Raw genomic sequence first — 23,273 nt, forward strand, 5'->3', positions numbered from 1 at the left:
GAGAGGCCGGTGGGCCGGTCAGACGGTCAGGACGATCTTGCCGCGGGTGCGGCCCGCGGCGCTCAGCTCCCAGGCCTTGGCGGCCTCGGCGAGCGGCAGCGCGTGTTCCACGTTGACCGTGAGCTTCCCCGCGTCGGCCAGTTCCGCCAGGAAGGTCAGGTCGGCGGTGTCCGGGCGCACCCACAGCTGGTGGGCGCCCTGGGCGGCCGCGTTGTAGTCCGCGATGGAGACGACCCGGTGGCGTTCCTTGACCAGGGACTGCAGCGTCTCGATGACGTCGTCGCCGTAGAAGTCCAGTCCCGCGTCGACGCCTTCGGGCGCGAGCGCGCGGATCCGGTCCGCCATCCCCTCGCCGTACAGCACGGGCTCCGCGCCGAGGGAGCGCAGGTAGTCGTGGTTGTGCGCGCCCGCCGTGCCGATGACCCGCAGGCCGAGCGCGACCGCGATCTGCACGCCGAAGGATCCGGTGCCGCCGGCCGCGGAGTGGATGACCACGGTCTCCCCGGCCTGGAGGCCGACGCGGGTGAGCGACTGGTAGGCCGTGAGACCGGCCAGCGGGAGGCCCGCGGCCTGCTCGAAGCTCAACTCGCGGGGCTTGCGGGCGAGGGTGCGGACGGGGGCGGACACCAGTTCCGCGTACGTGCCGAGCTCGACCCATTCCTTGCGGACGTAGCCGTAGACCTCGTCGCCGACGGCGTGGTCGAAGGTGTCCTCGCCGACCGCTTCGACGACTCCGGCCACGTCCCAGCCGGGTATGACCGGGTAGCGGACTTCGAGGATCGGGTCGAGATATCCGGCTGCGAGCTTCCAGTCCACCGGATTGACCCCGGCGGCCTTGACGCGCACGAGGACCTCGCCCGGTCCCACCTTGGGCCGCGGTGAGTCGACGAGCTGGAGGGGGGCGGGAGTTCCGTAGGCGTTGTAAGTGATGGCCTTCATGATCGTCCCCAACATGGGTCCGCGGCCGGGTATTCCGGACCGTCAGGCCGGCAGGGTGTTGCGGTGCGAGCTCCGTCGGGCCGCGCTGAACAGTGCCTGGATCTGCGTACCGGCCTGCTCGACGTCGTCGAGGGGGGAGGGGAACGGCAGCCGCACGTCGCGATGGCCGCGTCGTTCCTCCAGCCGCAGGGTGATCCCGTACCGGTCCATGGCGACCGGCAGCGCGCGGAGCACGGTGGCGGTGGGCAGCGGCCGGACCAGCCGCAGCAGCAGGGTGACGAGGTCGTGGTGGTCGTCGAGGAGGTGCGTGAGCATGCCCGCCTCGTACGGGGACAGCGGGTCGGGGCAGGCCGCGTCCAGCTCGTCGAGGCCGACGTGCGAGCGGCCCTCCGGGGTCTCCAGGACGGCCCGGTCGAATTCCATGCAGGTGGAGTCGGCGCCGGAGCCTTCGGCCAGGTCGGAGTAGGGGGTCAGCAGGCGGCCCAGCACGGTGACGCGGGCGCGCACCCGGTCCCGTACGGGGGTGGGGGCGATGTCCGTGAACTCCAGCCGGATCGAGGGCCGGTACTCGGACTCGCCGCCGGGCTCGGCGGGGTGCAGGTGCAGTCGGCCCATCGGGTCGCTGCCGTCGAGGTGGCGGACCTCGGAGCGCAGTCCGTCGGTGACCACGGTCATGGAGTGGGCGGCGGTCAGGATCGACCGGATGCGCTCGGCATCGGTGGGCCGGTCGGCCGGGGTGGCGGGGGCACCGAACATGCGCATGCGGATCTCTCCTCGTCCAAGCGACTTAGGTATGCCTAACCTAACCTATCTGGCTCTCCGGGAGTACCCGGGACGCTCGTGTCGTTGTTGGGCTGAACGGGTGAAACGCGAGAGGATGGGGGGATGCACATGAAGCGCACGGCCGAGGCGGCCCGGTGAGCAGGTACGACGTCACCGACGAACAGTGGGAGGGGCTCGCGCAGGTGGTTCCCCTGCGCAGTCGCAACGAATGGCCCTCCCGGGTGGACCACCGCACGATTCCCACCGCGCCCGGGGCGTCGGCGGCGGAGCAGCGGCGCTTCGTGGTGATCAGAGTTCAGATCTTCGCGGACGCGCGGGAGGTGGCGGAGTACCTGATCGCGCAGATCCCGGTCCTGCTCGACCTCACCGGGGCGGACAGCGAAGTGGCCAAGCGGATCCTGGACTTCAGCAGCGGCGTGGTCTTCGGCCTGGGCAGCGGGATGCACCGGGTGGACCGGAACGTCTTCCTGCTCGCGCCGGTGGGGACCGAGGTCGAGGGGATCGCGGCCGCGGCCGTCCCCCGATCGTAGGAAGGTCCCCGCGAGGGAACGGTTCGCCGGAGCCACGGGGGGTCCGGCGGGCCGTACCGTCCCGCGCATGGACGCCATTTCGGACGCGGCGGCGGTGGGCGCGCCCGCCCTCGTCGCGTTAGCCGACACCCCCGCCGGTCCCGTTCCCGCTGCGCTTCTCGCAGCCCTTCCCGCTGCCGCTCCGGCGGCCGAGGGAGATGCCACCGCGTCGCCCGGAGCCTCGCCCGCGCCTCCCACGCCTCCCACCGGCGTGGAGGAAGACGACGCCGTCGTCGTGCCCGCGCAGGCCCGCCCCGCCGGCTCCGGCCGTCCCACCGAGCCCGCGCAGCGCTGTCCGCGGCCCGTGGTCACCGAGCTGCGGCTCTCCGCCTTCGGGCCGCACCGCTCGGCGGTTCACCCGCTCGGCCCCCTCACCCTCTTCGCCGGGCCGAGCGGCAGCGGCAAGTCCCAGGCCCTGGCCGCCTACGAGGCCCTGGCCGGGCTGGGTTCCGGGGCCACGCTGGAGGAGGCCTTCCCGGACCCGCGCGCCCGCATCCCCGACCGGGCCGTCCCCGACGCGCAGCGCCGGCGCGGGTTCCGCCTCGGCTGCACCGTGGACGGACCCGCGGGCCCGGTCCGGCTCGACCTCGCCGTCCAGGCCGAGCCCACGCTGCGGATCGTCGGCGAACGGCTCTCCCAGGGCGGGCAGATCCTGCTCGCCACCGCTCTGCGTGACCCCGGCCGGCGCTCGGTCCAGGCCGCCTGGCTGACCGGTGGCGCCGTCGGTGTCACCCGGGCCCCGCTGCCCGACGACCGGCTCGGCACGGCACTGCTCCCGCTCCGCGTCGCCGGTTCCACCGCGGGTCAGCGCCAGGTGCTGGCCGCCGCCGAGCAGGTGGTCGTGGCCCTGCGCGCGGTGTTCCCGTGCGACCCCCGCCCGGACCGGATGCGCGCCGCCGTCGCGCCGGGAGAGGGCCGGCTGCTGGGCGACTGCGCCAACCTGGCCGATGTGCTGCGGCGGACCCGTAGCGAATGCGGCACCCGCCACGCGCTGCTGGCGGAGGCGGCCCGTACCGGCTGCGCCGGGTCCGTGGCGGGCCTGGACGTACGGGCCCCCGCGGGCGGCGGCCCCGTCGAGGCGGTGCTGGACCGCGGCCCGGGCCGGCCCGCGACCGAGCTGGCCCGACTGGGCGCGGGCGAACTCCGCTTCCTCGCGCTGGCGCTGGTCCTGCTCACCGGGCCCGGGGTGCTGGCCATGGACCCGGCGGCCGAACTGCTCTCCGCGCGGCAGGCCCTGACGGTGCTGGCCGACGACTTCGACCGCGGCCTCGACGGGCGTCAGAGCGCCGAGCTGCTGCGTCTGGCCCTGCTGTCCTGCGGCCGCGGCCACATCCGGCTCGTGGCGGCGGTGGGGGAGGGGACGGCCGCGGCCGCCCGCGATCTCCCGGGCGTCGCGATGGTAGACCTGAGGGCATGAACGAGACGCCGGCGGTGGAGAACCAGGAACAGCCCGAGCGACGGCCGGAGCCACCGGAGGGGCGGCCCGGCGCGCGGATCGGCGACCGCCCCGACGAGCGGCTGGACCGGCTGCAGCGCCGGCTCGTGCAGTTCGCGGCCGCGCGCGGCTGGGAGCCGTACCACACGCCCAAGAACCTGGCGGTGGCGCTCAGCGTGGAGGCGTCCGAACTGGTCGAGATCTTCCAGTGGTTGACGCCGGAGCAGTCGGCGAAGGTCATGGAGAAGCCGGAGTCGGCCCACCGCGTGGCCGACGAGGTGGCCGACGTGCTCGCGTATCTGCTGCAGTTCTGTGAGGTTCTCGGGGTGGATGTGCTGGATGCGCTCGCCGCGAAGATCGAGAGGAACGAACTCCGCTTCCCCGTGCCGGGTACATCGACACCGAATCGTCACTCTTCGGAGTGATGGACTCATCCACAATCACATTTGTGTCCACATTTTCCGAATACCCCTGGCTTTACCGGCTCGTTGCCCTCACTCTGGGTAGTGGTGAGGATGGCGGGATGTCGTGCGGACGGGGGACGGCATATGGATGCGGTACGGCTCATCGCGGCCGGCCGGCACGCGCTGGCACAGAGCGGGGTCGCGTGGGACATCGTGGGCGAGGCCTGGCAGGCCCAGGCGCTCGCGCAGGGCGTAGGGAGCTATCTGGCGGTCACCGGGCCGCCGGAACTGAGATCGGAGGCACGAGGACTGGGGGAAGCGGGAGGAAGAGGCTGCGGGGTGCTCGACCGGGCGGCCCTGCGCGGAGAGGGCAGCGCGCCCGAGTATCCGCCGAGAGCCGCGCAGTTGAGCGAGGTTTCGGACGTCCGGCAGGCGATGCTCGGACTCCAGGCGCTGCTGGGTGAAGTGGGCATAGCCCTGGTCGGGGTGGCCTGCGGGACGGACGACGAGGCCCTGTACTGGCAGTGCATAGAGTCGATCGACGCGGCCGACGAGTCGAGCGACCGGGTGCGGGCGATCCTGCGCCGCATGACGGTCCGTGAACGAGGCTCCGCCTCGGGCGTGGCCTGAGGGGCACTACGGATGGGGTCCCGCCGTGCTCGGCGGGACCCGCGTGGTCAGGACGACCGGAAGGTCCGGCGCTCGCCCTCGGGGGCGCGGTCCGTGGAGGCCTGGAGATCGGCGTCGAGCCGGGACAGGTCGGCGTTCAACGCCGCCATCAGGTCTTCCATCTGCTGCAGCAGGCCCTTCGGCGCGCCGTCCCCCTGGGCGGGTGCCGCAGGCTCCTGCCCCGCTCGCTCGTGTGCCGGCTGCGCTGCCCGTCCGGTCGGTCCGGTGTGTCGGTGGGTCTCCGGCACGGCCTCGTGGGACATGGCGGCCTCCTCGGCCCTGGCCCTTCCAGGGCGGAAGGGGGCGGTGGACGCGCCTGCGGGACGCCGCCGGCGCGCGGGCCGGGCGGTCCGGCTCCGTCCGAGCCAACGATCACCGTCCGGGCCGGTCACTGGCGCGCCGGGGCGTGGACCGTCCGGTTGACGAAGATTCACCCTGCCGGGGCGGAAGTGCAGGATGGGGGCATGGATCTTCGCGTTTTCACCGAGCCCCAGCAGGGCGCGAGCTACGACACCCTCCTGTCCGTCGCCAAGGCCACCGAGGACCTGGGCTTCGACGCGTTCTTCCGCTCCGACCACTACCTGCGGATGGGATCCGCCGACGGCCTGCCCGGCCCCACCGACGCCTGGATCACCCTCGCGGGCCTGGCCCGGGAGACCGAGCGGATCCGCCTCGGCACCCTGATGACGGCAGGAACCTTCCGGCTGCCCGGAGTCCTCGCCATCCAGGTGGCCCAGGTCGACCAGATGTCCGGCGGCCGCATCGAACTGGGTCTCGGCGCGGGCTGGTTCGAGGAGGAGCACAAGGCGTACGGCATCCCCTTCCCGGCGGACCGGATGTCCCGGCTGGAGGAGCAGCTGGCCATCGTCACCGGCCTGTGGGCCACCGAGCCCGGCGCCACCTTCGACCACGCCGGCACGCACTACCGGGTGGAGAACTCGCCCGCGCTGCCCAAGCCTGCCCAGGCCAAGATTCCCGTCCTCGTCGGCGGCCACGGCGCCAGGCGCACCCCGCGGCTCGCCGCCCGGTACGCGGACGAGTTCAACATGCCCTTCGCGTCCATCGCGGACAGCGCGCGCCAGTTCGCCCGGGTCCGGGAGGCGGCCGAGGAGGCCGGGCGGGGACCCGACGACCTCCGCTACTCCAACGCCCTCGTCGTCTGCGTGGGCAAGGACGACGCCGAGGTGGCCCGCCGAGCCGCCGCCATCGGGCGGGACGTCGACGAACTCAAGGCCAACGGCCTGGCCGGTACCCCGGCCGAGGTCGTGGAGAAGATCGGCGCGTACGGCGCCGCCGGCGCCTCCCGCGTCTACCTCCAACTGCTCGACCTCCACGACCTGGACCACCTGGAGCTGATCTCCGCCCAGGTGCTCTCCCAGGTCCGATAGGAACGGGGACAGCCGTGCCACGCGCGTCCGGCCCGCTCGCCGAAGCCCTGGCCCACCGGGCCGTACTCCTGGACGGCGGGCTCAGCAACCAGCTCGCCGCCCAGGGCTGCGACCTGTCCGGCGACCTCTGGTCGGGCCGGGTGCTCGCCGAGCACCCGGACCAGGTGGCGGCCGCCCACACGGCGTACGTCCGGGCGGGCGCCGAGGTACTGATCACCGCCAGTTACCAGGTCGGCTACGAGGCCTTCGCCGCCCACGGCCACGACCGCGCCGAGACCACCGCCCTGCTGCGGCGCAGCGTGCTGCTGGCCGCCGGGACGGCCGAGGCCGCCGACCACGAGGTCTGGGTGGCCGCCTCCGTGGGCCCGTACGGAGCGGTGCTCGCGGACGGCTCCGAATACCGCGGCCGGTACGGGCTGAGCGTGCGCGCGCTCGCCGCCTTCCACCGCCCCCGCGTCGAGGCCCTGCTCGCCGCCGGCCCCGACCTCCTGGCCGTGGAGACGATCCCGGACACCGACGAGGCCGAGGCACTGCTCACCGTCCTCGCGGAGACCGGCGCCCCCGCCTGGCTCTCCTTCACCGTCGCCGCCGGCCGCACCCGGGCCGGGCAACCCCTCGACGAGGCCTTCGCCCTCGCCGCCGCCTCCCCTCAGGTCATCGCGGTCGGCGTCAACTGCTGCGATCCGGCCGATGTCCTGCCCGCCCTCGAAGCGGCCGCCGCCGTGACCACGAAACCGCTGCTGGCCTACCCCAACGACGGCTCCGTCTGGAACGCCACCACCCGTACCTGGCACACCCCCGACGACCCCGTCCCCTGGCCCACCCGGGCCTGGCACGCCGCCGGGGTCCGCCTCATCGGCGGTTGCTGCCGCATCGGCCCGGACCGGATCGCCGCCCTCGGCCCGCTGCCGGCGGACCTGCGGCCGTAGGAACCGGGGAGGGCGAAAAACCAGAGGCAGACGGGGCGGGTGACCAGCAACAATCGGTCGTGTGTTCCTGACGATCTCCACCACCGGCTCCCCCGAACGACCCGCGACCGACCTGGGCTACCTGCTGCACAAGCATCCCGGGAAGACGCAGGCGTTCTCCACCTCCCACGGCACCGCCCACGTGTTCTACCCCGAGGCCTCGGCCCAGCGGTGCACGGCGGCCCTGCTGCTGGAGGTGGACCCCGTCGCGCTCGTGCGGCGTGGCCGGGGCAAGGGCCGGGGCGGAGCGCCGGACGCCGCGCTCGCGCAGTACGTGAACGACCGCCCGTACGCCGCGTCCTCGCTGCTCGCCGTCGCGCTCAGCGGGGTGTTCCGCACCGCGCTCAAGGGGCAGTGCGCCCTGCGCCCCGAGCTGCCGGAGCAGACCCGGCCGCTGCGCGTCGAGATCCCGGTGCTGCCCGCCCGCGGCGGCGCCGCGCTCGTGCACCGGCTGTTCGAGCCGCTCGGCTGGGACCTCGTACAGGCCGATCCCGTACCGCTCGACGAGCAGTTCCCCGAGTGGGGGGACTCCCGCTACGTACGGCTCGTCCTGGAGGGCGAGCTGCGCCTCGCCGACGCGCTGCGGCAGCTCTACGTGCTGCTGCCGGTCCTCGACGACGCCAAGCACTACTGGATCTCCGCGGACGAGGTCGACAAGCTGCTGCGCGCCGGAGACGGCTGGCTCGCCGCCCACCCCGAGAACGGCCTGATCTCCTCCCGCTACCTGGCCCGGCACAAGCGGCTGACCCAGGACGCCGTCGAGCGCCTGGAACTGGTTCGCCTCGCCGAGGCCGACGGCAGTGAGGTCGAGGAGATCGACAACGCGGTGGACGAGACCCGCGACACCGAGGAGCGGCCCGTGCCGCTCGCCGTGCGGCGGCGCGAGGCGATTCTCGCCGCCCTGCGGGGTGCCGGCGCGCAGCGGGTGCTGGACCTCGGCTGCGGCCAGGGCCAGTTGCTCCAGGCGCTGCTCGGCGACCCGGCGTACTCCGAGATCGTCGGCATGGACGTGTCCGTACGGGCCCTGCAGATCGCGGCCCGGCGGCTGCGGCTGGACCGGATGGGCGAGCGGCAGAGTGCGCGCCTGAAGCTGCTGCAGGGCTCGCTCGCGTACACCGACAAGCGGCTGGCGGGCTACGACGCGGCCGTGCTCAGCGAGGTCATCGAGCACCTGGACCCGGAGCGGTTGCCCGCCCTGGAGTACGCGGTCTTCGGTTCCGCCCGCCCCCGCACGGTCCTCGTCACCACCCCGAACGTCGAGTACAACGTGCGCTGGGAGACCCTGCCCGCCGGGCACGTCCGCCACGGCGACCACCGCTTCGAGTGGAACCGCGCGGAGTTCCGGGCCTGGGCCGACGACGTCGCGCGACGCCACGGCTACGGGGTCCGGTACGTGCCGGTCGGCGACGACGACCCCGAGGTCGGTCCGCCGACCCAGATGGCCGTCTTCACCCAGCACGACGGCAGCGACACCACCGACGCGACCGACACGACCCACACCACCCACACCACCGACACCCCGAAGGAGGGCGAGGCAGCATGACCGGCACCGAGACCGAGACCCCCCGTACGCGCACACTTCCCGTCACCGACCTGGCCCTCGTCGTCCTGATCGGGGCCACCGGATCGGGCAAGTCCACCTTCGCCCGCAAGCACTTCAAGGCCACCGAGGTCATCTCCTCCGACTACTGCCGCGGCCTGGTCAGCGACGACGAGAACGACCAGAGCGCCAGCCGCGACGCCTTCGAGGTCCTGCACTACATCGCGGGCAAGCGCCTCGCGGCCGGCCGCCTCACCGTCGTCGACGCCACCAGCGTCCAGGCCGACGCCCGCCGGCAGCTGGTCCAGCTCGCCCGCGAGCACGACGTCCTGCCCATCGCCATCGTCCTGGACATGCCCGAGCAGGTCTGCGCCGAACGCAACGCGGCCCGCCCCGACCGGGCCGGCCTGCCCCGCGCGGTCATCCAGCGGCACCGCCGCGACCTGCGGCGCTCGCTGCGCGGTCTGGAGCGCGAGGGCTTCCGGAAGGTGCACGTGCTGCGCTCCGTGGAGGAGGCCGAGACCGCCGAGGTGGTCCTGGAGAAGCGGTTCAACGACCTCACCCACCTCACCGGCCCCTTCGACATCGTCGGCGACATCCACGGCTGTTCCTCCGAGCTGGAGACCCTGCTCACCAAGCTCGGCTACGAGGACGGGGTCCACCCCGAGGGTCGCACCGCCGTCTTCGTCGGCGACCTCGTCGACCGCGGTCCCGACAGCCCCGGCGTGCTGCGCCGCGTCATGGGCATGGTGAAGTCCGGCAACGCCCTGTGCGTGCCCGGGAACCACGAGAACAAGCTCGGCCGGTACCTGAAGGGCTCCAAGGTCCAGCGGACCCACGGCCTCGCCGAGACCATCGAGCAGTTGGAGGGGGAACCGGAGGAGTTCGTCCAGGAGGTACGGGAGTTCATCCGCGGCCTCGTCAGCCACTACGTCCTCGACGGCGGCAAGCTGGTGGTCTGCCACGCCGGGCTGCCCGAGAAGTACCACGGCCGTACCTCCGGCCGGGTCCGCTCGCACGCCCTCTACGGGGAGACCACCGGCGAGACCGACGAGTTCGGCCTGCCCGTGCGCTACCCGTGGGCCGAGGACTACCGGGGCAAGGCCGTCGTGGTCTACGGACACACCCCGGTCCCCGACACCACCTGGATCAACAACACCATCTGCCTCGACACCGGCGCCGTCTTCGGCGGCCGGATGACCGCCCTGCGCTGGCCCGAGCGCGAACTGGTCGACGTACCGGCCGAGAAGGTCTGGTACGAGCCGGTCAAGCCGCTCGTCGCCGAGGCGCCGGGCGGGCACGAAGGTCGCCCGCTCGACCTGGCCGACGTGCACGGCCGCCGGGTCGTGGAGACCCGGCACCTGGGCAACGTCAACGTGCGCGAGGAGAACGCGGCGGCGGCCCTGGAGGTCATGAGCCGCTTCGCCGTCGATCCCCGTCTCGTGCCGTACCTGCCGCCGACCATGGCGCCCACGGCCACCTCCCGCGAGGAGGGTTACCTGGAGCACCCGGCCGAGGCCTTCGCCCAGTTCCGGGGGGACGGCATCGCCCAGGTGGTGTGCGAGGAGAAGCACATGGGCTCCCGCGCCACGGTCCTCGTCTGCAAGGACGCCGACGCGGCCCGGACCCGCTTCGGGGTCGACGGCCCGACGGGCTCCGTCTACACCCGCACCGGGCGGCCCTTCTTCAAGGACCCGGAGGTCACCGAGGAGGTCCTCACCCGGCTGCGCTCGGCGGTCACCGACGCCGGCCTCTGGGAGGAGCTCGACACCGACTGGCTGTTGCTCGACGGGGAACTCCTGCCCTGGTCCCTGAAGTCCACCGGTCTGCTGCGCAACCAGTACGCCGCCGTGGGCGCGGCCTCCGGCGCCGTCTTCCCGAGCGCCGTCGCCGCCCTGGAGGCGGCCACCGCCCGGGGCGTCGACACCGGCGAACTGCTGGAGCGTCAGCGTGGGCGGGCCGACGACGCGGCCGCCTTCACCGACTCCTACCGGCGCTACTGCTGGACCACCGAGGGGCTGGAGGGCGTCCGGTTCGCGCCGTTCCAGCTGCTGGCGGTGGCCGGGCGGTCGTTGGCCGCGGTGCCCCACGACGAGCAGCTGTTCTGGCTGGACCGGCTGGTCGCCGCGGACGAGGCGGCCGGTACCGGACTGCTCCGCCGCACCGGCCGGATCCTGGTGGACACCGCGGACGAGGACTCCGTACGGGCCGGTACCGACTGGTGGCTGGAACTGACGGCGGCCGGCGGCGAGGGCATGGTCGTCAAGCCGCTCCAGGCGTACGCCAGGGACGGCAAGGGTCGACTGGTCCAGCCCGGGGTCAAGGTCCGCGGACGCGAGTACCTGCGGATCATCTACGGCCCGGAGTACACCCGTCCGCAGCAGCTGGAGCGGCTGCGCGAGCGGTTCCTCGGGCACAAGCGCTCGCTGGCCCTGCGCGAGTACGCGCTCGGGCTGGAGGCGCTGGACCGGCTGGCGGCCGACGAGCCGCTGTGGCGGGTCCACGAGGCGGTCTTCGCGGTGCTCGCGCTGGAGTCGGAGCCGGTCGACCCGCGGCTGTGAGCCGCCACCTTCGCGGGAGCGGGCCGCGTCAGCACGGCCCGTAAAGGGGTGGCCCCCGTACGGCCTCGAATTAGGTCGTATGGGGGAACTTTCGCGGAGAACTCCGGGAAAACCACCGGCGGGATCGTTCATCCAGGGCAGCGGAATGTCCGCGACCCTGGAAGGACGGAACGTCACTTATGAAGATGACCGCGCGCGGAAGCATTGCGGCACTCATGACCTGTATGGCTGCGGCCGGAGCGGCCACCCCGGCCATGGCCCAATCGGTGCCGGTCGATCTCCCGCTCGACGCCCTGAAGACGACGCTGGGCGTGGACACCCCGCGCGTGGGCACGGGCGTGCCGATGCCGGTCGTGGGAGCGCCCGAGTCGCCCCGCTTCCACAAGGGGAACATGCTCCCGACCCCACTGCTCCCGTCGGTCCCGGTCGGTACCGAGCTCGGCAGCACCCTCGTCACCTCGCCGGTGCCGAACCTGCTGGGCAAGCCGGAGACGGACGGCGAGGGGTCCGTCGAGGCGCCGGCCACCGACCTGCTCGCCCGGACCCCCGGTCTGGTCGCCGGCGGTCTGCTGACGATGCCGGACGCCTCCAACTCCGGGGTGCCGAACCTGACCATGCCCGAACTGGGCCTGACCACCCCGGAGCTCACCGGCGCTCCCTCGGCGCTTCTCGGCCTCGCGACCCCTCGCTGAGCGGACGCCACGTCAAAAAGCCGTTCGGTCTGGGAATGTGTACGGCATGGGATTCCATGTCGACTCCGAGACCGGGCGGCTCCGCCGCGTCATCCTCCACCGGCCCGACCTGGAGCTGAAGCGGCTCACACCGAGCAACAAGGACGCGCTCCTCTTCGACGACGTGCTGTGGGTGCGCCGGGCCCGCCAGGAGCACGACGGCTTCGCGGACGTGCTGCGGGACCGGGGCGTGGAGGTGCACCTCTTCGGTGACCTCCTGTGCGAGGCCCTCGAGATCCCGGAGGCGAGACACCTCGTACTGGACCGGGTCTTCGACGAGAAGGAGTACGGGCCGCTCGCCACCGACCACCTGCGCTCGGTCTTCGACGGGCTGACCTCCGCGGACCTCGCGGAGGCGCTGGTCGGCGGGATGACCAAGCGGGAGTTCCTGGAGCGGCACGCCGAGCCGGTGTCGGTGCGCTTCCACGCGCTGGACCTGGACGGTTTCCTGCTGGGCCCGCTGCCCAACCACCTCTTCACCCGGGACACCTCCGCCTGGATCTACGACGGGGTGTCGATCAACGCGATGCGCTGGCCCGCCCGGCAGCGCGAGACGGTCCACTTCGAGGCGATCTACAAGCACCACCCGCTCTTCACCACCTCCGGCGCCTTCCACTACTGGTCGCAGGGGCAGCAGGACTACCCGTCGACCATCGAGGGCGGGGACGTCCTGGTCATCGGCAACGGGGCGGTGCTGATCGGGATGAGCGAGCGGACCACCCCGCAGGCGGTGGAGATGCTGGCGCGCGGTCTGTTCGCGGCCGGCTCGGCGAAGACCATCGTGGCCCTCGACATGCCGAAGTCCCGGGCCTTCATGCACCTGGACACGGTGATGACGATGGTCGACGGAGATACGTTCACTCAGTACGCCGGACTCGGCATGCTCCCCTCCTACACGATCGAGCCGGGCGGGGGTCCGCACGAGCTGAAGGTGACCGACCACCCGGAGGACCACATGCACCGGGCCATCGCGGCGGCGCTCGGTCTGGACTCGATCCGGGTGCTGACCGCGACGCAGGACGTGCACTCGGCGGAGCGCGAGCAGTGGGACGACGGGTGCAACGTGCTCGCCGTGGAGCCGGGCGTGGTGGTCGCCTACGAACGGAACGTGACGACCAACACGCACCTGCGCAAGATGGGCATCGAGGTGATCGAGATCCCGGGCAGCGAGCTGGGGCGGGGCCGGGGCGGGCCGCGTTGCATGAGCTGTCCGGTCGAGCGGGACGCGGTCTGAGGCGGCCGGACCTGGGGGAGGAGTCCCGGACCCGGGGGAAGACCCCGGGCCCGGTCTGTATATCAATACGGAGGATCGTATAGACTTCCAACATCCCCTGTCACCGTGACGCTGGAGCGACCCCATGGCCACCGACCTCGCCGGCCGTAGTTTTCTCAAGGAGCTGGATTTCACGGCCGCCGAGTTCCGCGGTCTGATCGAGCTGGCCGCCGACCTGAAGGCCGCCAAGAAGGCCGGGGTCGAGCAGCGCCTCCTCCAGGGCAGGAACATCGCGCTGATCTTCGAGAAGACCTCGACGCGGACCCGCTGCGCCTTCGAGGTCGCCGCCGCGGACCAGGGCGCGCACACCACCTACCTGGATCCGGCCGGCTCCCAGATGGGACACAAGGAGTCGGTCAAGGACACCGCCCGGGTGCTCGGCCGGATGTTCGACGCGATCGAGTACCGGGGTGACAGTCAGCAGGCCGTCGAGGAACTCGCCGCCCACTCCGGCGTCCCCGTCTTCAACGGCCTCACCGACGACTGGCACCCGACCCAGATGCTGGCCGACCTGCTCACCATGACCGAGCACACCGCCAAGCCGCTGGACCGGATCGCCTTCGCCTACCTCGGCGACGCCCGCTTCAACATGGGCAACTCCTACCTCGTGACCGGCGCGCTGCTGGGCATGGACGTACGGATCGTCGCGCCCCGGGCCTACTGGCCCGCCGAGCCGGTGGTGGCCGCGGCGCGGGAGCTCGCGGCGGAGAGCGGCGCCCGGCTCACCCTGACCGAGGAGGTCGCCGAAGGGGTCGCCGGTGCGGACTTCGTCGTGACCGACATCTGGGTGTCCATGGGGGAGCCCAAGGAGGTCTGGGACGAGCGGATCGCGGCCCTGTCCCCGTACGCGGTGACCATGGACGTGCTGCGCGCCACCGGTAACCCGGACGTGAAGTTCATGCACTGCCTGCCGGCCTTCCACGACCTCGGTACCAAGGTGGCCCGGGAGATCCACGAGCGGCACGGGCTCGACTCCCTGGAGGTGACGGACGAGGTGTTCGAGTCGGAGCACTCCGTCGTCTTCGACGAGGCGGAGAACCGGCTGCACACCATCAAGGCCGTGCTCGTCGCCACGCTCGGCCGGCCCGGCCGAGGTGACGCATAGTCATGCGCCGGTGGGGCCGGTCCGCCGCGCGGGCAGGGTGAACCACACGGCCTTGCCGTGCGGGGTGGGCCGGTGGCCGCAGTCGGAGCTCAGGCTCCGGATCAGCAGCAGGCCGCGGCCGTGCTCCTGCCAGGGGTCGGGCCGGTCGGCGTCCGGACGGGCCGACAGGTTCTCGGGCGGGCAGGGGTCGCCGTCGTGGACCTCGACCTGGCAGCCCTCCGCCAGCAGTTGTACAACCAGCTCGATCGGGGCGCCGGAGCCGGTGTGCTCCACGGCGTTGGCGACCAGCTCCGCCGTCAGGAGTTCCGCGGTGTCCCGGTCCGCCGGCGCGTCGGTGTCGGCCAGTGCGGTGCGGACGAGGGCGCGGGCGAGGGGTACGGCCGCCGCCGTGTGGGGCAGGGCGATCCGCCAGGCGGAGGCGTCGGACAAGGAAAGGTCATCCGTTCCGGGGTCGGGGGGTCGGCTTCGGGCTCGGATCCGGGTAGGGAAAGTAGACATCCCACTTTCAACGATACGAAGTCGAATTCTCATTCCGCAGGCGCCCCCTGGATCCCCGATCCGACCCCCCGACGCGAAGATGTCGCGCTTCTGTGACGGCAGTCACGATCTGGTGATACCGTCGGTGACGTGAGCCCCTTCATCGGTTCCACACCAGCGACCGAACGGTGGCACCACCTCCGGGTCACCCGGCAGGACGGCGTCGCCACCGTCACCTTCGACCGCCCCGAAAAGCTGAACGCGCTCACCTTCGGCGCCTACGCCGACCTGCGCGATCTGCTCGGCGAACTGTCCCGTGAGCGCTCCGTGCGCGCCCTCGTACTCGGCGGCGAGGGGCGCGGCTTCTGCTCCGGCGGGGACGTGGACGAGATCATCGGCGCCACCCTCGCCATGGACACCGCCCAGCTCCTCGACTTCAACCGGATGACCGGCCAGGTGGTCCGCGCCCTCCGCGAATGCCCCTTCCCGGTGATCGCCGCCGTGCACGGGGTGGCCGCCGGAGCCGGAGCCGTCCTCGCCCTCGCCGCCGACTTCCGGATCGCCGACCCCACCGCCCGCTTCGCCTTCCTCTTCACCCGCGTCGGCCTCTCCGGCGGCGACATGGGCGCGGCCTACCTGCTGCCCCGGGTCGTCGGCCTCGGCCACGCCACCCGCCTGCTGATGCTCGGAGAGCCCGTACACGCGGCCGAGGCCGAGCGGATCGGCCTGCTCAGCGAGCTCACCGAGGAGGGCAAGGCCCACGTACGGGCCGCCGAACTCGCCGCACGCCTGGCCGCCGGCCCCGCCCTCGCCCACGCGCAGACCAAGGCGCTGCTCACCGCCGAGCTCGACATGCCCCTGGCGGCGTCCGTGGAACTGGACGCCAACACCCAGGCCCTGCTGATGCACGGCCAGGACTACGCGGAGTTCCACGCCGCCTTCACCGGGAAGCGGCCGCCGGAGTGGAAGGGCAGGTAGCCACATGACTCCTGGTGCCATGCGGGTCGCTGTCGTCGGCGGGGGACCGGGAGGGCTCTACGCCGCCGCGCTGCTGGCCCGCCAGGGCCACACGGTGGAGGTCTGGGAGCGCAATGCCCCGGACGACACCTTCGGCTTCGGCGTGGTGCTCTCCGACGAGACCCTCGGCGGCATCGAGCGGGCCGACACCGTCGTCCACACCGCCCTGAGCGCGGAGTTCGTGCGCTGGGACGACGTGGACATCGTGCACCGCGGCCGGCTGCTGACCTCCGGCGGCCACGGCTTCGCGGCCATCGGGCGCCGCCGGCTGCTGGAGATCCTGCACGAACGCTGCGCCGGCCTCGGCGTCCGCCTCCGCTTCCGCTCCGAGGCCCCGGCCGTGGCCGAACTCGCCGCCTCGTACGACCTGGTGGTCGCGGCCGACGGGGTGCACAGCGCGATCCGGGAAGCCGGCGCCGCACACTACGGGCCGACGCTGACCGCCGGACGCTGCCGCTACATCTGGCTCGCCGCCGACTTCGCCTTCGACGCCTTCCGCTTCGAGATCGCGGAGACCGAGCACGGGGTCATGCAACTGCACGCCTACCCCTACGCCCGCCCGTCGCCCGACCACCACCCCTCATCGGGGCCCTCCGGGCCGCGGAATCAATTCGGCGCCTCCACGGTGATCGTGGAGATGCGCGACGAGGTGTGGCGGGCGGCCGGCTTCGACCTGTGCGACGAGGACGAGTCGGCGACCCGCTGCGCCAAGATCTTCAGCGAGGCCCTGCGCGGGCGCCCGCTGCACGGCAACCGCTCCACCTGGACGCGGTTCCGTACCGTCGTCAACACGCGCTGGTCCCACGACAACGTCGTCCTGCTCGGCGACGCGGCGCACACCGCCCACTTCTCCATCGGGTCCGGCACCAAACTCGCCGTGGAGGACGCGCTCGCCCTCGCCGAAGCAGTGGGCGCCGCACCGGACGACGTCCCGGCCGCCCTCGCCGCGTACGAGACGGCACGCCGCCCGGCGGTCGCCAGCACCCAGCGGGCGGCGGCCGCAAGCCGACAGTGGTTCGAGGAGATCGCCGGATACGTCGACCAGCCCGCCCGGCAGTTCGCCTTCAACCTCCTCACCCGCAGCCGCCGGGTCACCCACGACAACCTCCGGCTGCGCGACGCACGCTTCACACGAGCGGTGGAGAAGGACTTCGGCTGCCCGGACGGCACCCCGGCGATGTTCACGCCCTTCACCCTGCGGGGCCTGACCCTGCGCAACCGGGTCGTCGTCTCACCCATGGACGTGTACTCGGCCCAGGAAGGCGTGCCCGGCGACTTCCACCTCGTGCACCTGGGCGCACGGGCCCTCGGCGGCCCCGGCCTGGTGATGACGGAGATGGTCTGCGTGTCCGCCGAAGGCCGGATCACCCCCGGCTGCACCGGCCTCTACACCCAGGAACAGACGGTCGCCTGGAAGCGGATCGCCGACTTCGTCCACACCTCGGCGCCCGGCACCGCCCTCGGCGTCCAACTCGGCCACGCGGGCCGCAAGGGCTCGACCCGGGTGATGTGGGAGGGCATGGACGACCCCCTGCCCGAGGGCAACTGGCCACTGGTGGCCGCCTCGGCGCTGCCCTACCGTCCCGGCGTCTCGGCACTCCCGCGCGCCCTCGGGCAGGACGACATGGTCGCGCTGCGCTCCGAGTTCGCGGCCGCCGCCGTCCGCGCCGCCGACGCCGGGTTCGACCTGCTCGAACTGCACTGCGCCCACGGCTATCTGCTCTCCGGGTTCCTGTCCCCGCTGACCAACCACCGTGACGACGAGTACGGCGGCTCCCTGGAGAACCGGCTCCGCTTCCCGCTGGAGGTCTTCGACGCGGTCCGCGCGGTATGGCCCGAGGACCGCCCGATGACGGTCCGCCTCTCGGCCACCGACTGGGCCCCCGGGGGCACCTCACCCGAGGAGTCGGTGCGGATCGCGGCCGCCTTCGCCGCCCGGGGCGCGGACGCCATCGACGTCTCGACCGGCCAGGTGGTCGCGGACGAGGCCCCCGAGTACGGGCGCTCGTACCAGACCCCGTACGCCGACCGGATCCGGGGCGCGCTCGGCGTCCCCGTCATCGCGGTCGGTGCCATCTCCTCCTGGGACGACGTGAACTCCCTGCTGCTGGCCGGCCGCGCCGACCTCTGCGCCCTCGGCCGCCCCCACCTCTACGACCCCCACTGGACCCTGCACGCGGCCGCCGAGCAGTCCTACGAAGGCCCGGGCGCGCCCTGGCCGGCCCCGTACCGGGCGGGCAGCCGCACCCCGCCGACGGGCCGGGGCTAGGGCCTGTCTTTCGGATCATGCCGGACCCGGTGGATCGCCGGGTCCGGCAGGCGGGACGCCAGGGGTGCGGGGCCGGTGCCTACGGCTGCTCGATCGGGGCGAACAGGGCGCTGATGGTCCGGTCGGCGTTCATCGTGAGCTGGTAGTTCGGGTTGTTCCCCTCCAGCTCGATACCGTCCACGGCCCAGGCGTCGAAGCGGAAACCGGGGTTGGGGACGGCGGTGACGGTGACCTGCGTGCCCGGGTCGTACGGACCGTACTCGCTGACCCGGACCGTGCCCGCGCCCGCGGGGTCGTGCAGCAGGGTGAGGGACGTGCGGTTGGTGACGAGGGAGGCCCGGTAACCGGCCAGGGTGTCCGCGTTCTGGAAGGCGACGGCGGCGTTGTTGTTCTGGGCGTTGCCCAGGATCTGACCGTTCCAGGTGCGCTCGGGGGTGGAGTACGAGTTGACCACGTTGCAGGCCTGGGGGCAGGCGTTGGAGTAGGCCATGAGCGTGCGGTGCTGGCCGTTGGGCGTGATCCAGCCGTAGTTGAACGTGCCCGCGGGGGTGGCGCCGCCCTGGCGGGTGACCGTCAGACGGTCGTGCTTCATGCCGAAGTTGTGGCCGATCTCGTGGGCGAGATTCTCCCAGGCCGTCACGGACCCGATGCTGGTGACCGAGAACGCCGCACTGTCGGTCGTCGAGGTCGGGCCCGGGTCGGGCAGGCTCGCCGCTCCGGAGCTGTCCTCGAAGGGGACGGCGGCGAGGAGCGCCACCAGGTCGCCGCCGTACTGGTTGCGCCGGGCGGCGGCCGTGGCACCGAGGACCGTGTTCGTCGGGTTGCTGATCATGCTGAGCAGGGTGTTGACGTTCTCGCGGAAGACGCCCGTGGCCGCGGTCTGGTAGGTGTGGACGACGTGCACGCTGGCCGGCACGTTGTCGGTGGCGAGCGCCCGGTTGAGCTGGTTCACCCCGTAGGAGATGCGGGACTGGACCGCCTGGACACTGCCCATCACCTCGACGGTGGCCGGCGTGTAGGCGACGACGAGGTCGATGGCGGCCGGGTCGTTGGGCGTGGCGGCCCGCAGGCCCGGCCGGTTCGGCTTGTGCGGGTGGTGCGGCTTGTGCGGCTTCTTCGCGGGGACGTTCACCGTGTCGACACCGATCCCGCTGGGCGGCAGCGCGAGGGAGTCGATCTCCTGCAGCTCGTACCAGCCCGGCCGCTTCACCAGCGGCTGGTACGCGTACTGGCGGAAGCCGATCGTGATGACGCCGGAGAGGGTGACCGGCCCTTCGGTGCAGGCCCCGATGGCGGACACGGAGATGGTGTTCTCCGGGTTCTTCGGGTCGTGGCCGCCCCAGAACACGGTGCCGTCCGCGTCCTGGCGCTGGAAGTCCTGGACCGCGGTGAAGCCCTTGCCACGGCCGAACAGCGGGAACGTACGACGCTCCGGTCTGCCCTCCTTCTGCTCTCCGCACAGGGAACGGAACGCCTTGGCGTCCGTGCGCTGCGCGGCCGAGCGCACCACCCAGGGTTCGTGTTCATGGCCGCCCCCACCCGTTCCGGCGGAGGCGGCGGGTGCGGTCAGAGCGAGTGACACGGTGGCGGTGAAGGCGGTCGCCGCGGCGGACGCGACGAGCAGGAGACGACGGCGCATGGGGGAGAGAAGCCTCTCTTCGGGGGTGTGTGCGCCTTGGTATTCCGTGCCGGGCGGCACGCCACACCGGTACCTCCGCCCACTCCGGCGCTCGGGCCGAGGTTCACCCGATCACGGCGGGGACCGGCCCGTCAGGCCGCGACGATCTCGGTGCGGTCCTCGACCGGGGTGTAGCCCAGACGCAGGTACACGCCGTTGCTGGTGGCGTTGGCCAGGTCCGTGAAGAGGAGGACCTCGGCGGCGCCGGTCGCGTACGCCGCTTCGCTCGCCGCGTGCGTGACCCCGGCGGCGTATCCCCGGCCGCGGTGCTCCGGCGGCGTGTAGACCGGGCCGATGCGGGAGGCCGAGCCGAGCACGCGGGAGAAACCGGCCAGCGAGACGGGGGCCCCGGCCCGCTCCCACAGCAGGGCCCCGCCGTAGGAGATCCGGTCGCGCAGCACGGGCTCGGAGGCGCTGCCCGGCACACCCGCCTCGGCCTTGAAGGCCGTGACCCACTCCAGCAGCAGCGGGAGGTCGGCCTCGGTGGCGGGTCGGGCCCGCCCGGCCGGGGCGGGGTCCGGGACGGCCAGGTCGGCCAGCCGGTACAGGCGCTGCTCCTCGGAGGTCCGGGTGGGCCGCCCCCAGGCCTCGGCCAGCACCCGGGCGTCCGCGCGGCGGGCGTTGAGCGTGCGGACCCCGGCGAGCAGCGGTTCGGTGGCCAGTTCGGCTCCCAGCGCGCGGACCGCCTCCTCGGGCACCACGCCGAGGTGCAGCGGGAACGGCGGGGTGCACAGCAGTCCACCGGCGACGGCCCCGTCGGCCCCGGTCCACCAGCCGAAGAAGGGGGTGTCGCGGCCGTAGGTACCGGTGCCGCGCCGGGCCAAGGCGTCGGTCACGCTCAGCAGGACGGTGTTGGGGACGGGCCGCGCGACCAGGGCCGGTCCCGCCGCGCGGACGAAGGCCGCCAGATCCGTGGTGAAGGTCCAGTTCATGGCCCATCGTGGCGCGGCGCGCGGCCCGCCCGCACCCGGATTTCCGCCCCGGTCCGCGAGCCGGCCGGTCAGGGGCGCGCGAAGCGCTCCCCGCCGGCGCGCAGCCGTTCGTGCAGCTCGGCGAAGACGGCCGCCGCCCGGTCGCCCGGCCAGTCCGCCGGGAGCAGCTCCCGCGGCAGGCCCGGGTCGGCGTACGGCAGCCGGCGCCAGGTGTCCAGGGCCAGGAGGTAGCCCCGGTAGGCCTCTTCCGGGGTCGGCTCCGGGCCCGACCGCAGGGCGCGCAGGACGGGTTCGTGCAGGTCCAGGAATTCCTCGTGCTGTTTGGCCAGGGCCGCCAGGTCCCACCAGCGGGCCACCGCCTCGGTGGTCGGGGCGAATCCCAGGTGGGCGCCGCGGAACAGTTCCACGTACGGGGTCAGGTGCAGCCGCTCCAGGGTGTGCGCGGTCTCCTCGGCGAACCGGGCCGGAGCGATCCACACGCCCGGCGCCACCGCGCCGAAACCGAGCCGGGCCAGCCGTGAGCGCAGCAGGTGCCGCTTGTTCCGCTCCTGCTCCGGGACCGAGAACACCGCCACCAGCCACTCGTCCGACAGCTGCGGGCTGCCGTAGATCCGGCGGTCGCCGTCGTCCAGCAGCTGCCGGGCCTCCTCGGAGAGCCCGTAGGCCGCCGAGCCGTCCGCCGTGCGCTCGGGCAGCAGGAAGCCGCGCCGCTTCAGTCGGGACACCGACGAGCGGACGGACGGGGCGTCCACGCCGGCCGCGCCCAGCAGGCGGATCAGCGCGGCCACCGGGACCGGGCCCTCGAAGGCCCGCCCGTAGGCTCCGTAGAACGTGACGATCAGGGATCGCGGGGTGTGCTGCTCGACCACGGGTTCACTCTAGATCCTGTGGGGCGGGTCGGGTCGGGCGTCGGGTTCGCGCAGCCGGAAGCGCTGCAGTTTGCCCGTGGCGGTGCGGGGGAGGGCGGGGAGGAAGACGAAGGAGCGGGGGCACTTGTGCGGGGCCAGTTCCGCCCGCATGAAGGTGCGCAGGACCTCCTCCGTCAGTACCGCGCCGTCGCGTGCGACGGTGTACGCCACCACGATCTGCCCGCGGCGCTCGTCGGGGAGACCCACCACCGCCGCCTCCACCACGTCCGGGTGGCGCAGCAGGGCCTCCTCCACCTCGGGGCCCGCGATGTTGTAGCCCGCCGAGACGATCATGTCGTCGGCGCGGGCGACGTAGCGGAAGTAGCCGTCCGGATCACGGACGTAGGTGTCACCGGTCAGGTTCCACCCGTCCCGGACGTACTCGCCCTGCCGGGGATCGGCCAGGTAGCGGCAGCCGACCGGGCCGCGCACGGCCAGCAGTCCCGGCTCGTCGTCCGGGACCGGCCGACCGGCCCGGTCCACCACCCGGGCCTCCCAGCCGGGGACCACCCGGCCCGTCGTACCGGGCCGGATGTCCTCGTCGGCGGCGGAGATGAAGATGTGCAGCAGCTCGGTCGCCCCGATGCCGTTGATGATGCGCAGGCCGGTGCGCTCGTACCAGGCCTGCCAGGTGGCGGCGGGCAGGTTCTCCCCGGCCGAGACGCACCGGCGCAGCGCCGACAGGTCGTACATGCCCACGTCGTACGGGCCCAGCGCGTCCAGCATCGTCCGGTAGGCGGTGGGCGCGGTGAACAGCACCGTCACCCGGTGCTCGGCGAGGGCGGGCAGCAGTCGGCGCGGCACCGCCTCCTCCAGCAGCAGCGCCGAGGCCCCGGCGCGCAGCGGGAAGACGACCAGCCCGCCGAGGCCGAAGGTGAAGCCGAGCGGCGGGCTGCCCGCGAAGACGTCGTCGGGGCGCGGTCGCAGCACGGTGCGGGAGAAGGTGTCGGCGACCGCGAGCAGGTCGCGGTGGAAGTGCATGCAGCCCTTGGGTCGCCCGGTGGTCCCGGAGGTGAAGGCGATCAGGGCGACGTCGTCGGCCGAGGTCGGGGCGGCCGGGAACGGGTCGGGGTGTCTCTCGGCCAGCCGGAGCAGATCGTCCGGGGCGGTGCCCCCGTACACGGTGATCCGCAGCCCCGGCACCTCCGCCTTGACCAGGTCGTCCAGCACGTCCGCGTGGCACAGGGCGTGCCCCACCCGAGCCATCGCGCACACCGTGGCCAGCTCCTGCGCGCGCTGCTGGGGCAGGACGGTGACGGCCACCGCGCCCGCCTTCATCACCGCGAGCCAGCAGGCCGCGAGCCAGGGGCCGGTGGGCCCGCGCAGGAGCACCCGGTTGCCGGGGACCACGCCGAGGTCGGCGGTGAGGGTGTGGGCCAGGCGGTCCACCCGCTCGCGCAGACCGCCGTACGTCCACACCTCGCCCGTGGAGCTGCGGAAGGCCGGGCGGTCGGCGCCCGCCGGACCGAACCGGGCGATGGTGGCGTCGAGCAGCTCGACCCCGCAGTTCAGGCGGTCCGGGTAGGCCAGTTCGGGCAGCTCGAAGACAAGCTCCGGCCAGGTGTCCGCGGGTGGCAGATGGTCACGGGCGAAGGTGTCGGTGTGAGCGGAAGGCTTGAGGTCCAAG

General features: G+C 72.9%; 21 protein-coding genes. 13 read left to right on the forward strand and 8 right to left on the reverse strand.

Annotated elements, in window-relative coordinates; genetic code table 11:
• Positions 1-18 precede the first annotated feature (18 nt).
• Both OG624_RS30295 and OG624_RS30300 read right to left on the reverse strand, forming a co-directional pair.
• Complete coding sequence (locus OG624_RS30295; protein ID WP_326749214.1) at positions 19-939, reverse strand: NADP-dependent oxidoreductase; 921 nt, start codon at positions 937-939, stop codon at positions 19-21.
• Between the two features lie 42 nt (positions 940-981).
• Entirely contained in the window at positions 982-1,701 is a 720-nt protein-coding gene (locus tag OG624_RS30300; RefSeq protein ID WP_033217588.1) for a DUF2470 domain-containing protein, read from the reverse strand.
• A gap of 155 nt (positions 1,702-1,856) precedes the next feature.
• Between OG624_RS30300 and OG624_RS30305 the strand changes: the two genes are divergently transcribed.
• The 4 genes from OG624_RS30305 (at position 1,857) to OG624_RS30320 (ending at position 4,760) form a co-directional block, all read left to right on the forward strand.
• Complete coding sequence (locus OG624_RS30305) at positions 1,857-2,252, forward strand: cell division protein SepF (RefSeq protein ID WP_030012729.1); 396 nt, start codon at positions 1,857-1,859, stop codon at positions 2,250-2,252.
• 67 nt (positions 2,253-2,319) lie between these two features.
• A complete protein-coding gene (locus OG624_RS30310; RefSeq protein ID WP_326749215.1) occupies positions 2,320-3,708 on the forward strand; it encodes an ATP-binding protein in 1,389 nt (462 codons plus the stop codon).
• Positions 3,709-3,809: 101 nt separating this feature from the next.
• Positions 3,810-4,151 (forward strand): nucleotide pyrophosphohydrolase, encoded by a 342-nt coding sequence (locus tag OG624_RS30315; RefSeq protein ID WP_033217881.1) that lies wholly within the window; start codon positions 3,810-3,812, stop codon positions 4,149-4,151.
• 123 nt (positions 4,152-4,274) lie between these two features.
• A complete protein-coding gene (locus tag OG624_RS30320) occupies positions 4,275-4,760 on the forward strand; it encodes a DUF6099 family protein (protein WP_033217592.1) in 486 nt (161 codons plus the stop codon).
• 47 nt (positions 4,761-4,807) lie between these two features.
• Here OG624_RS30320 and OG624_RS30325 read toward each other — a convergent pair whose 3' ends face one another.
• Positions 4,808-5,062: a hypothetical protein gene (locus tag OG624_RS30325; RefSeq protein ID WP_033217594.1), complete on the reverse strand. Its 255-nt coding sequence runs from the start codon at positions 5,060-5,062 to the stop codon at positions 4,808-4,810.
• Between the two features lie 201 nt (positions 5,063-5,263).
• Between OG624_RS30325 and OG624_RS30330 the strand changes: the two genes are divergently transcribed.
• From OG624_RS30330 to argF, 7 genes are all read left to right on the forward strand, one after another.
• The gene (locus tag OG624_RS30330) at positions 5,264-6,187 is read left to right on the forward strand and encodes an LLM class F420-dependent oxidoreductase (protein WP_033217599.1); all 924 of its coding nucleotides are present in this window, start codon (positions 5,264-5,266) and stop codon (positions 6,185-6,187) included.
• A gap of 14 nt (positions 6,188-6,201) precedes the next feature.
• Complete coding sequence (mmuM, locus tag OG624_RS30335) at positions 6,202-7,116, forward strand: homocysteine S-methyltransferase (RefSeq protein ID WP_371640042.1); 915 nt, start codon at positions 6,202-6,204, stop codon at positions 7,114-7,116.
• Positions 7,117-7,177: 61 nt separating this feature from the next.
• Positions 7,178-8,698 carry a 3' terminal RNA ribose 2'-O-methyltransferase Hen1 gene (locus tag OG624_RS30340; RefSeq protein ID WP_326749216.1) on the forward strand — a complete coding sequence of 507 codons (1,521 nt, stop codon included), beginning with the start codon at positions 7,178-7,180 and terminating at the stop codon, positions 8,696-8,698.
• Complete coding sequence (locus OG624_RS30345) at positions 8,695-11,256, forward strand: polynucleotide kinase-phosphatase (RefSeq protein ID WP_371640043.1); 2,562 nt, start codon at positions 8,695-8,697, stop codon at positions 11,254-11,256. The genes OG624_RS30340 and OG624_RS30345 overlap by 4 nt, the downstream gene beginning before the upstream one ends.
• 215 nt (positions 11,257-11,471) lie before the next feature.
• Entirely contained in the window at positions 11,472-11,948 is a 477-nt protein-coding gene (locus OG624_RS30350) for a hypothetical protein (protein WP_237545910.1), read from the forward strand.
• 46 nt (positions 11,949-11,994) lie between these two features.
• Positions 11,995-13,221 (forward strand): arginine deiminase, encoded by a 1,227-nt coding sequence (locus tag OG624_RS30355; RefSeq protein ID WP_033217610.1) that lies wholly within the window; start codon positions 11,995-11,997, stop codon positions 13,219-13,221.
• Between the two features lie 124 nt (positions 13,222-13,345).
• On the forward strand, positions 13,346-14,365 hold the full coding sequence (argF, locus tag OG624_RS30360; RefSeq protein WP_161296107.1) for an ornithine carbamoyltransferase: 1,020 nt from the start codon (positions 13,346-13,348) through the stop codon (positions 14,363-14,365).
• On the opposite strand, the gene OG624_RS30365 is transcribed toward argF, so the two are convergent.
• Positions 14,366-14,794: an ATP-binding protein gene (locus OG624_RS30365; protein ID WP_033217617.1), complete on the reverse strand. Its 429-nt coding sequence runs from the start codon at positions 14,792-14,794 to the stop codon at positions 14,366-14,368.
• 198 nt (positions 14,795-14,992) lie between these two features.
• On the opposite strand from OG624_RS30365, the gene OG624_RS30370 reads away from it, so the two are divergent.
• Complete coding sequence (locus OG624_RS30370) at positions 14,993-15,820, forward strand: enoyl-CoA hydratase family protein (protein ID WP_030712961.1); 828 nt, start codon at positions 14,993-14,995, stop codon at positions 15,818-15,820.
• Positions 15,821-15,824: 4 nt separating this feature from the next.
• The gene (locus OG624_RS30375; RefSeq protein ID WP_371640044.1) at positions 15,825-18,128 is read left to right on the forward strand and encodes a bifunctional salicylyl-CoA 5-hydroxylase/oxidoreductase; all 2,304 of its coding nucleotides are present in this window, start codon (positions 15,825-15,827) and stop codon (positions 18,126-18,128) included.
• A gap of 79 nt (positions 18,129-18,207) precedes the next feature.
• Here OG624_RS30375 and OG624_RS30380 read toward each other — a convergent pair whose 3' ends face one another.
• From OG624_RS30380 to OG624_RS30395, 4 genes are all read right to left on the reverse strand, one after another.
• Entirely contained in the window at positions 18,208-19,767 is a 1,560-nt protein-coding gene (locus OG624_RS30380; RefSeq protein ID WP_371640045.1) for an InlB B-repeat-containing protein, read from the reverse strand.
• Positions 19,768-19,898: 131 nt separating this feature from the next.
• On the reverse strand, positions 19,899-20,738 hold the full coding sequence (locus OG624_RS30385; RefSeq protein ID WP_371640046.1) for a GNAT family N-acetyltransferase: 840 nt from the start codon (positions 20,736-20,738) through the stop codon (positions 19,899-19,901).
• Positions 20,739-20,806: 68 nt separating this feature from the next.
• Positions 20,807-21,607 (reverse strand): PaaX family transcriptional regulator, encoded by an 801-nt coding sequence (locus tag OG624_RS30390; RefSeq protein WP_033217622.1) that lies wholly within the window; start codon positions 21,605-21,607, stop codon positions 20,807-20,809.
• A gap of 9 nt (positions 21,608-21,616) precedes the next feature.
• Complete coding sequence (locus OG624_RS30395) at positions 21,617-23,272, reverse strand: AMP-binding protein (protein WP_033217624.1); 1,656 nt, start codon at positions 23,270-23,272, stop codon at positions 21,617-21,619.
• Position 23,273 lies beyond the last annotated feature (1 nt).

This window comes from Streptomyces virginiae, from assembly GCF_041432505.1.
In the GTDB taxonomy this organism is placed as follows: Bacteria; Actinomycetota; Actinomycetes; order Streptomycetales; family Streptomycetaceae; genus Streptomyces; species Streptomyces virginiae_A.

Coding starts and splice junctions, on each gene's coding strand:
- OG624_RS30295 (WP_326749214.1), bottom strand. CDS start 939: ATGAAGGCCATCACTTACAACGCCTACGGAACTCCCGCCCCCCTCCAG.
- OG624_RS30345 (WP_371640043.1), top strand. CDS start 8,695: ATGACCGGCACCGAGACCGAGACCCCCCGTACGCGCACACTTCCCGTC.
- OG624_RS30320 (WP_033217592.1), top strand. CDS start 4,275: ATGGATGCGGTACGGCTCATCGCGGCCGGCCGGCACGCGCTGGCACAG.
- OG624_RS30310 (WP_326749215.1), top strand. CDS start 2,320: ATGGACGCCATTTCGGACGCGGCGGCGGTGGGCGCGCCCGCCCTCGTC.
- argF (WP_161296107.1), top strand. CDS start 13,346: ATGGCCACCGACCTCGCCGGCCGTAGTTTTCTCAAGGAGCTGGATTTC.
- OG624_RS30385 (WP_371640046.1), bottom strand. CDS start 20,738: ATGAACTGGACCTTCACCACGGATCTGGCGGCCTTCGTCCGCGCGGCG.
- OG624_RS30325 (WP_033217594.1), bottom strand. CDS start 5,062: ATGTCCCACGAGGCCGTGCCGGAGACCCACCGACACACCGGACCGACC.
- OG624_RS30375 (WP_371640044.1), top strand. CDS start 15,825: ATGACTCCTGGTGCCATGCGGGTCGCTGTCGTCGGCGGGGGACCGGGA.
- OG624_RS30330 (WP_033217599.1), top strand. CDS start 5,264: ATGGATCTTCGCGTTTTCACCGAGCCCCAGCAGGGCGCGAGCTACGAC.
- OG624_RS30355 (WP_033217610.1), top strand. CDS start 11,995: ATGGGATTCCATGTCGACTCCGAGACCGGGCGGCTCCGCCGCGTCATC.
- OG624_RS30350 (WP_237545910.1), top strand. CDS start 11,472: ATGACCTGTATGGCTGCGGCCGGAGCGGCCACCCCGGCCATGGCCCAA.
- OG624_RS30300 (WP_033217588.1), bottom strand. CDS start 1,701: ATGCGCATGTTCGGTGCCCCCGCCACCCCGGCCGACCGGCCCACCGAT.
- OG624_RS30380 (WP_371640045.1), bottom strand. CDS start 19,767: ATGCGCCGTCGTCTCCTGCTCGTCGCGTCCGCCGCGGCGACCGCCTTC.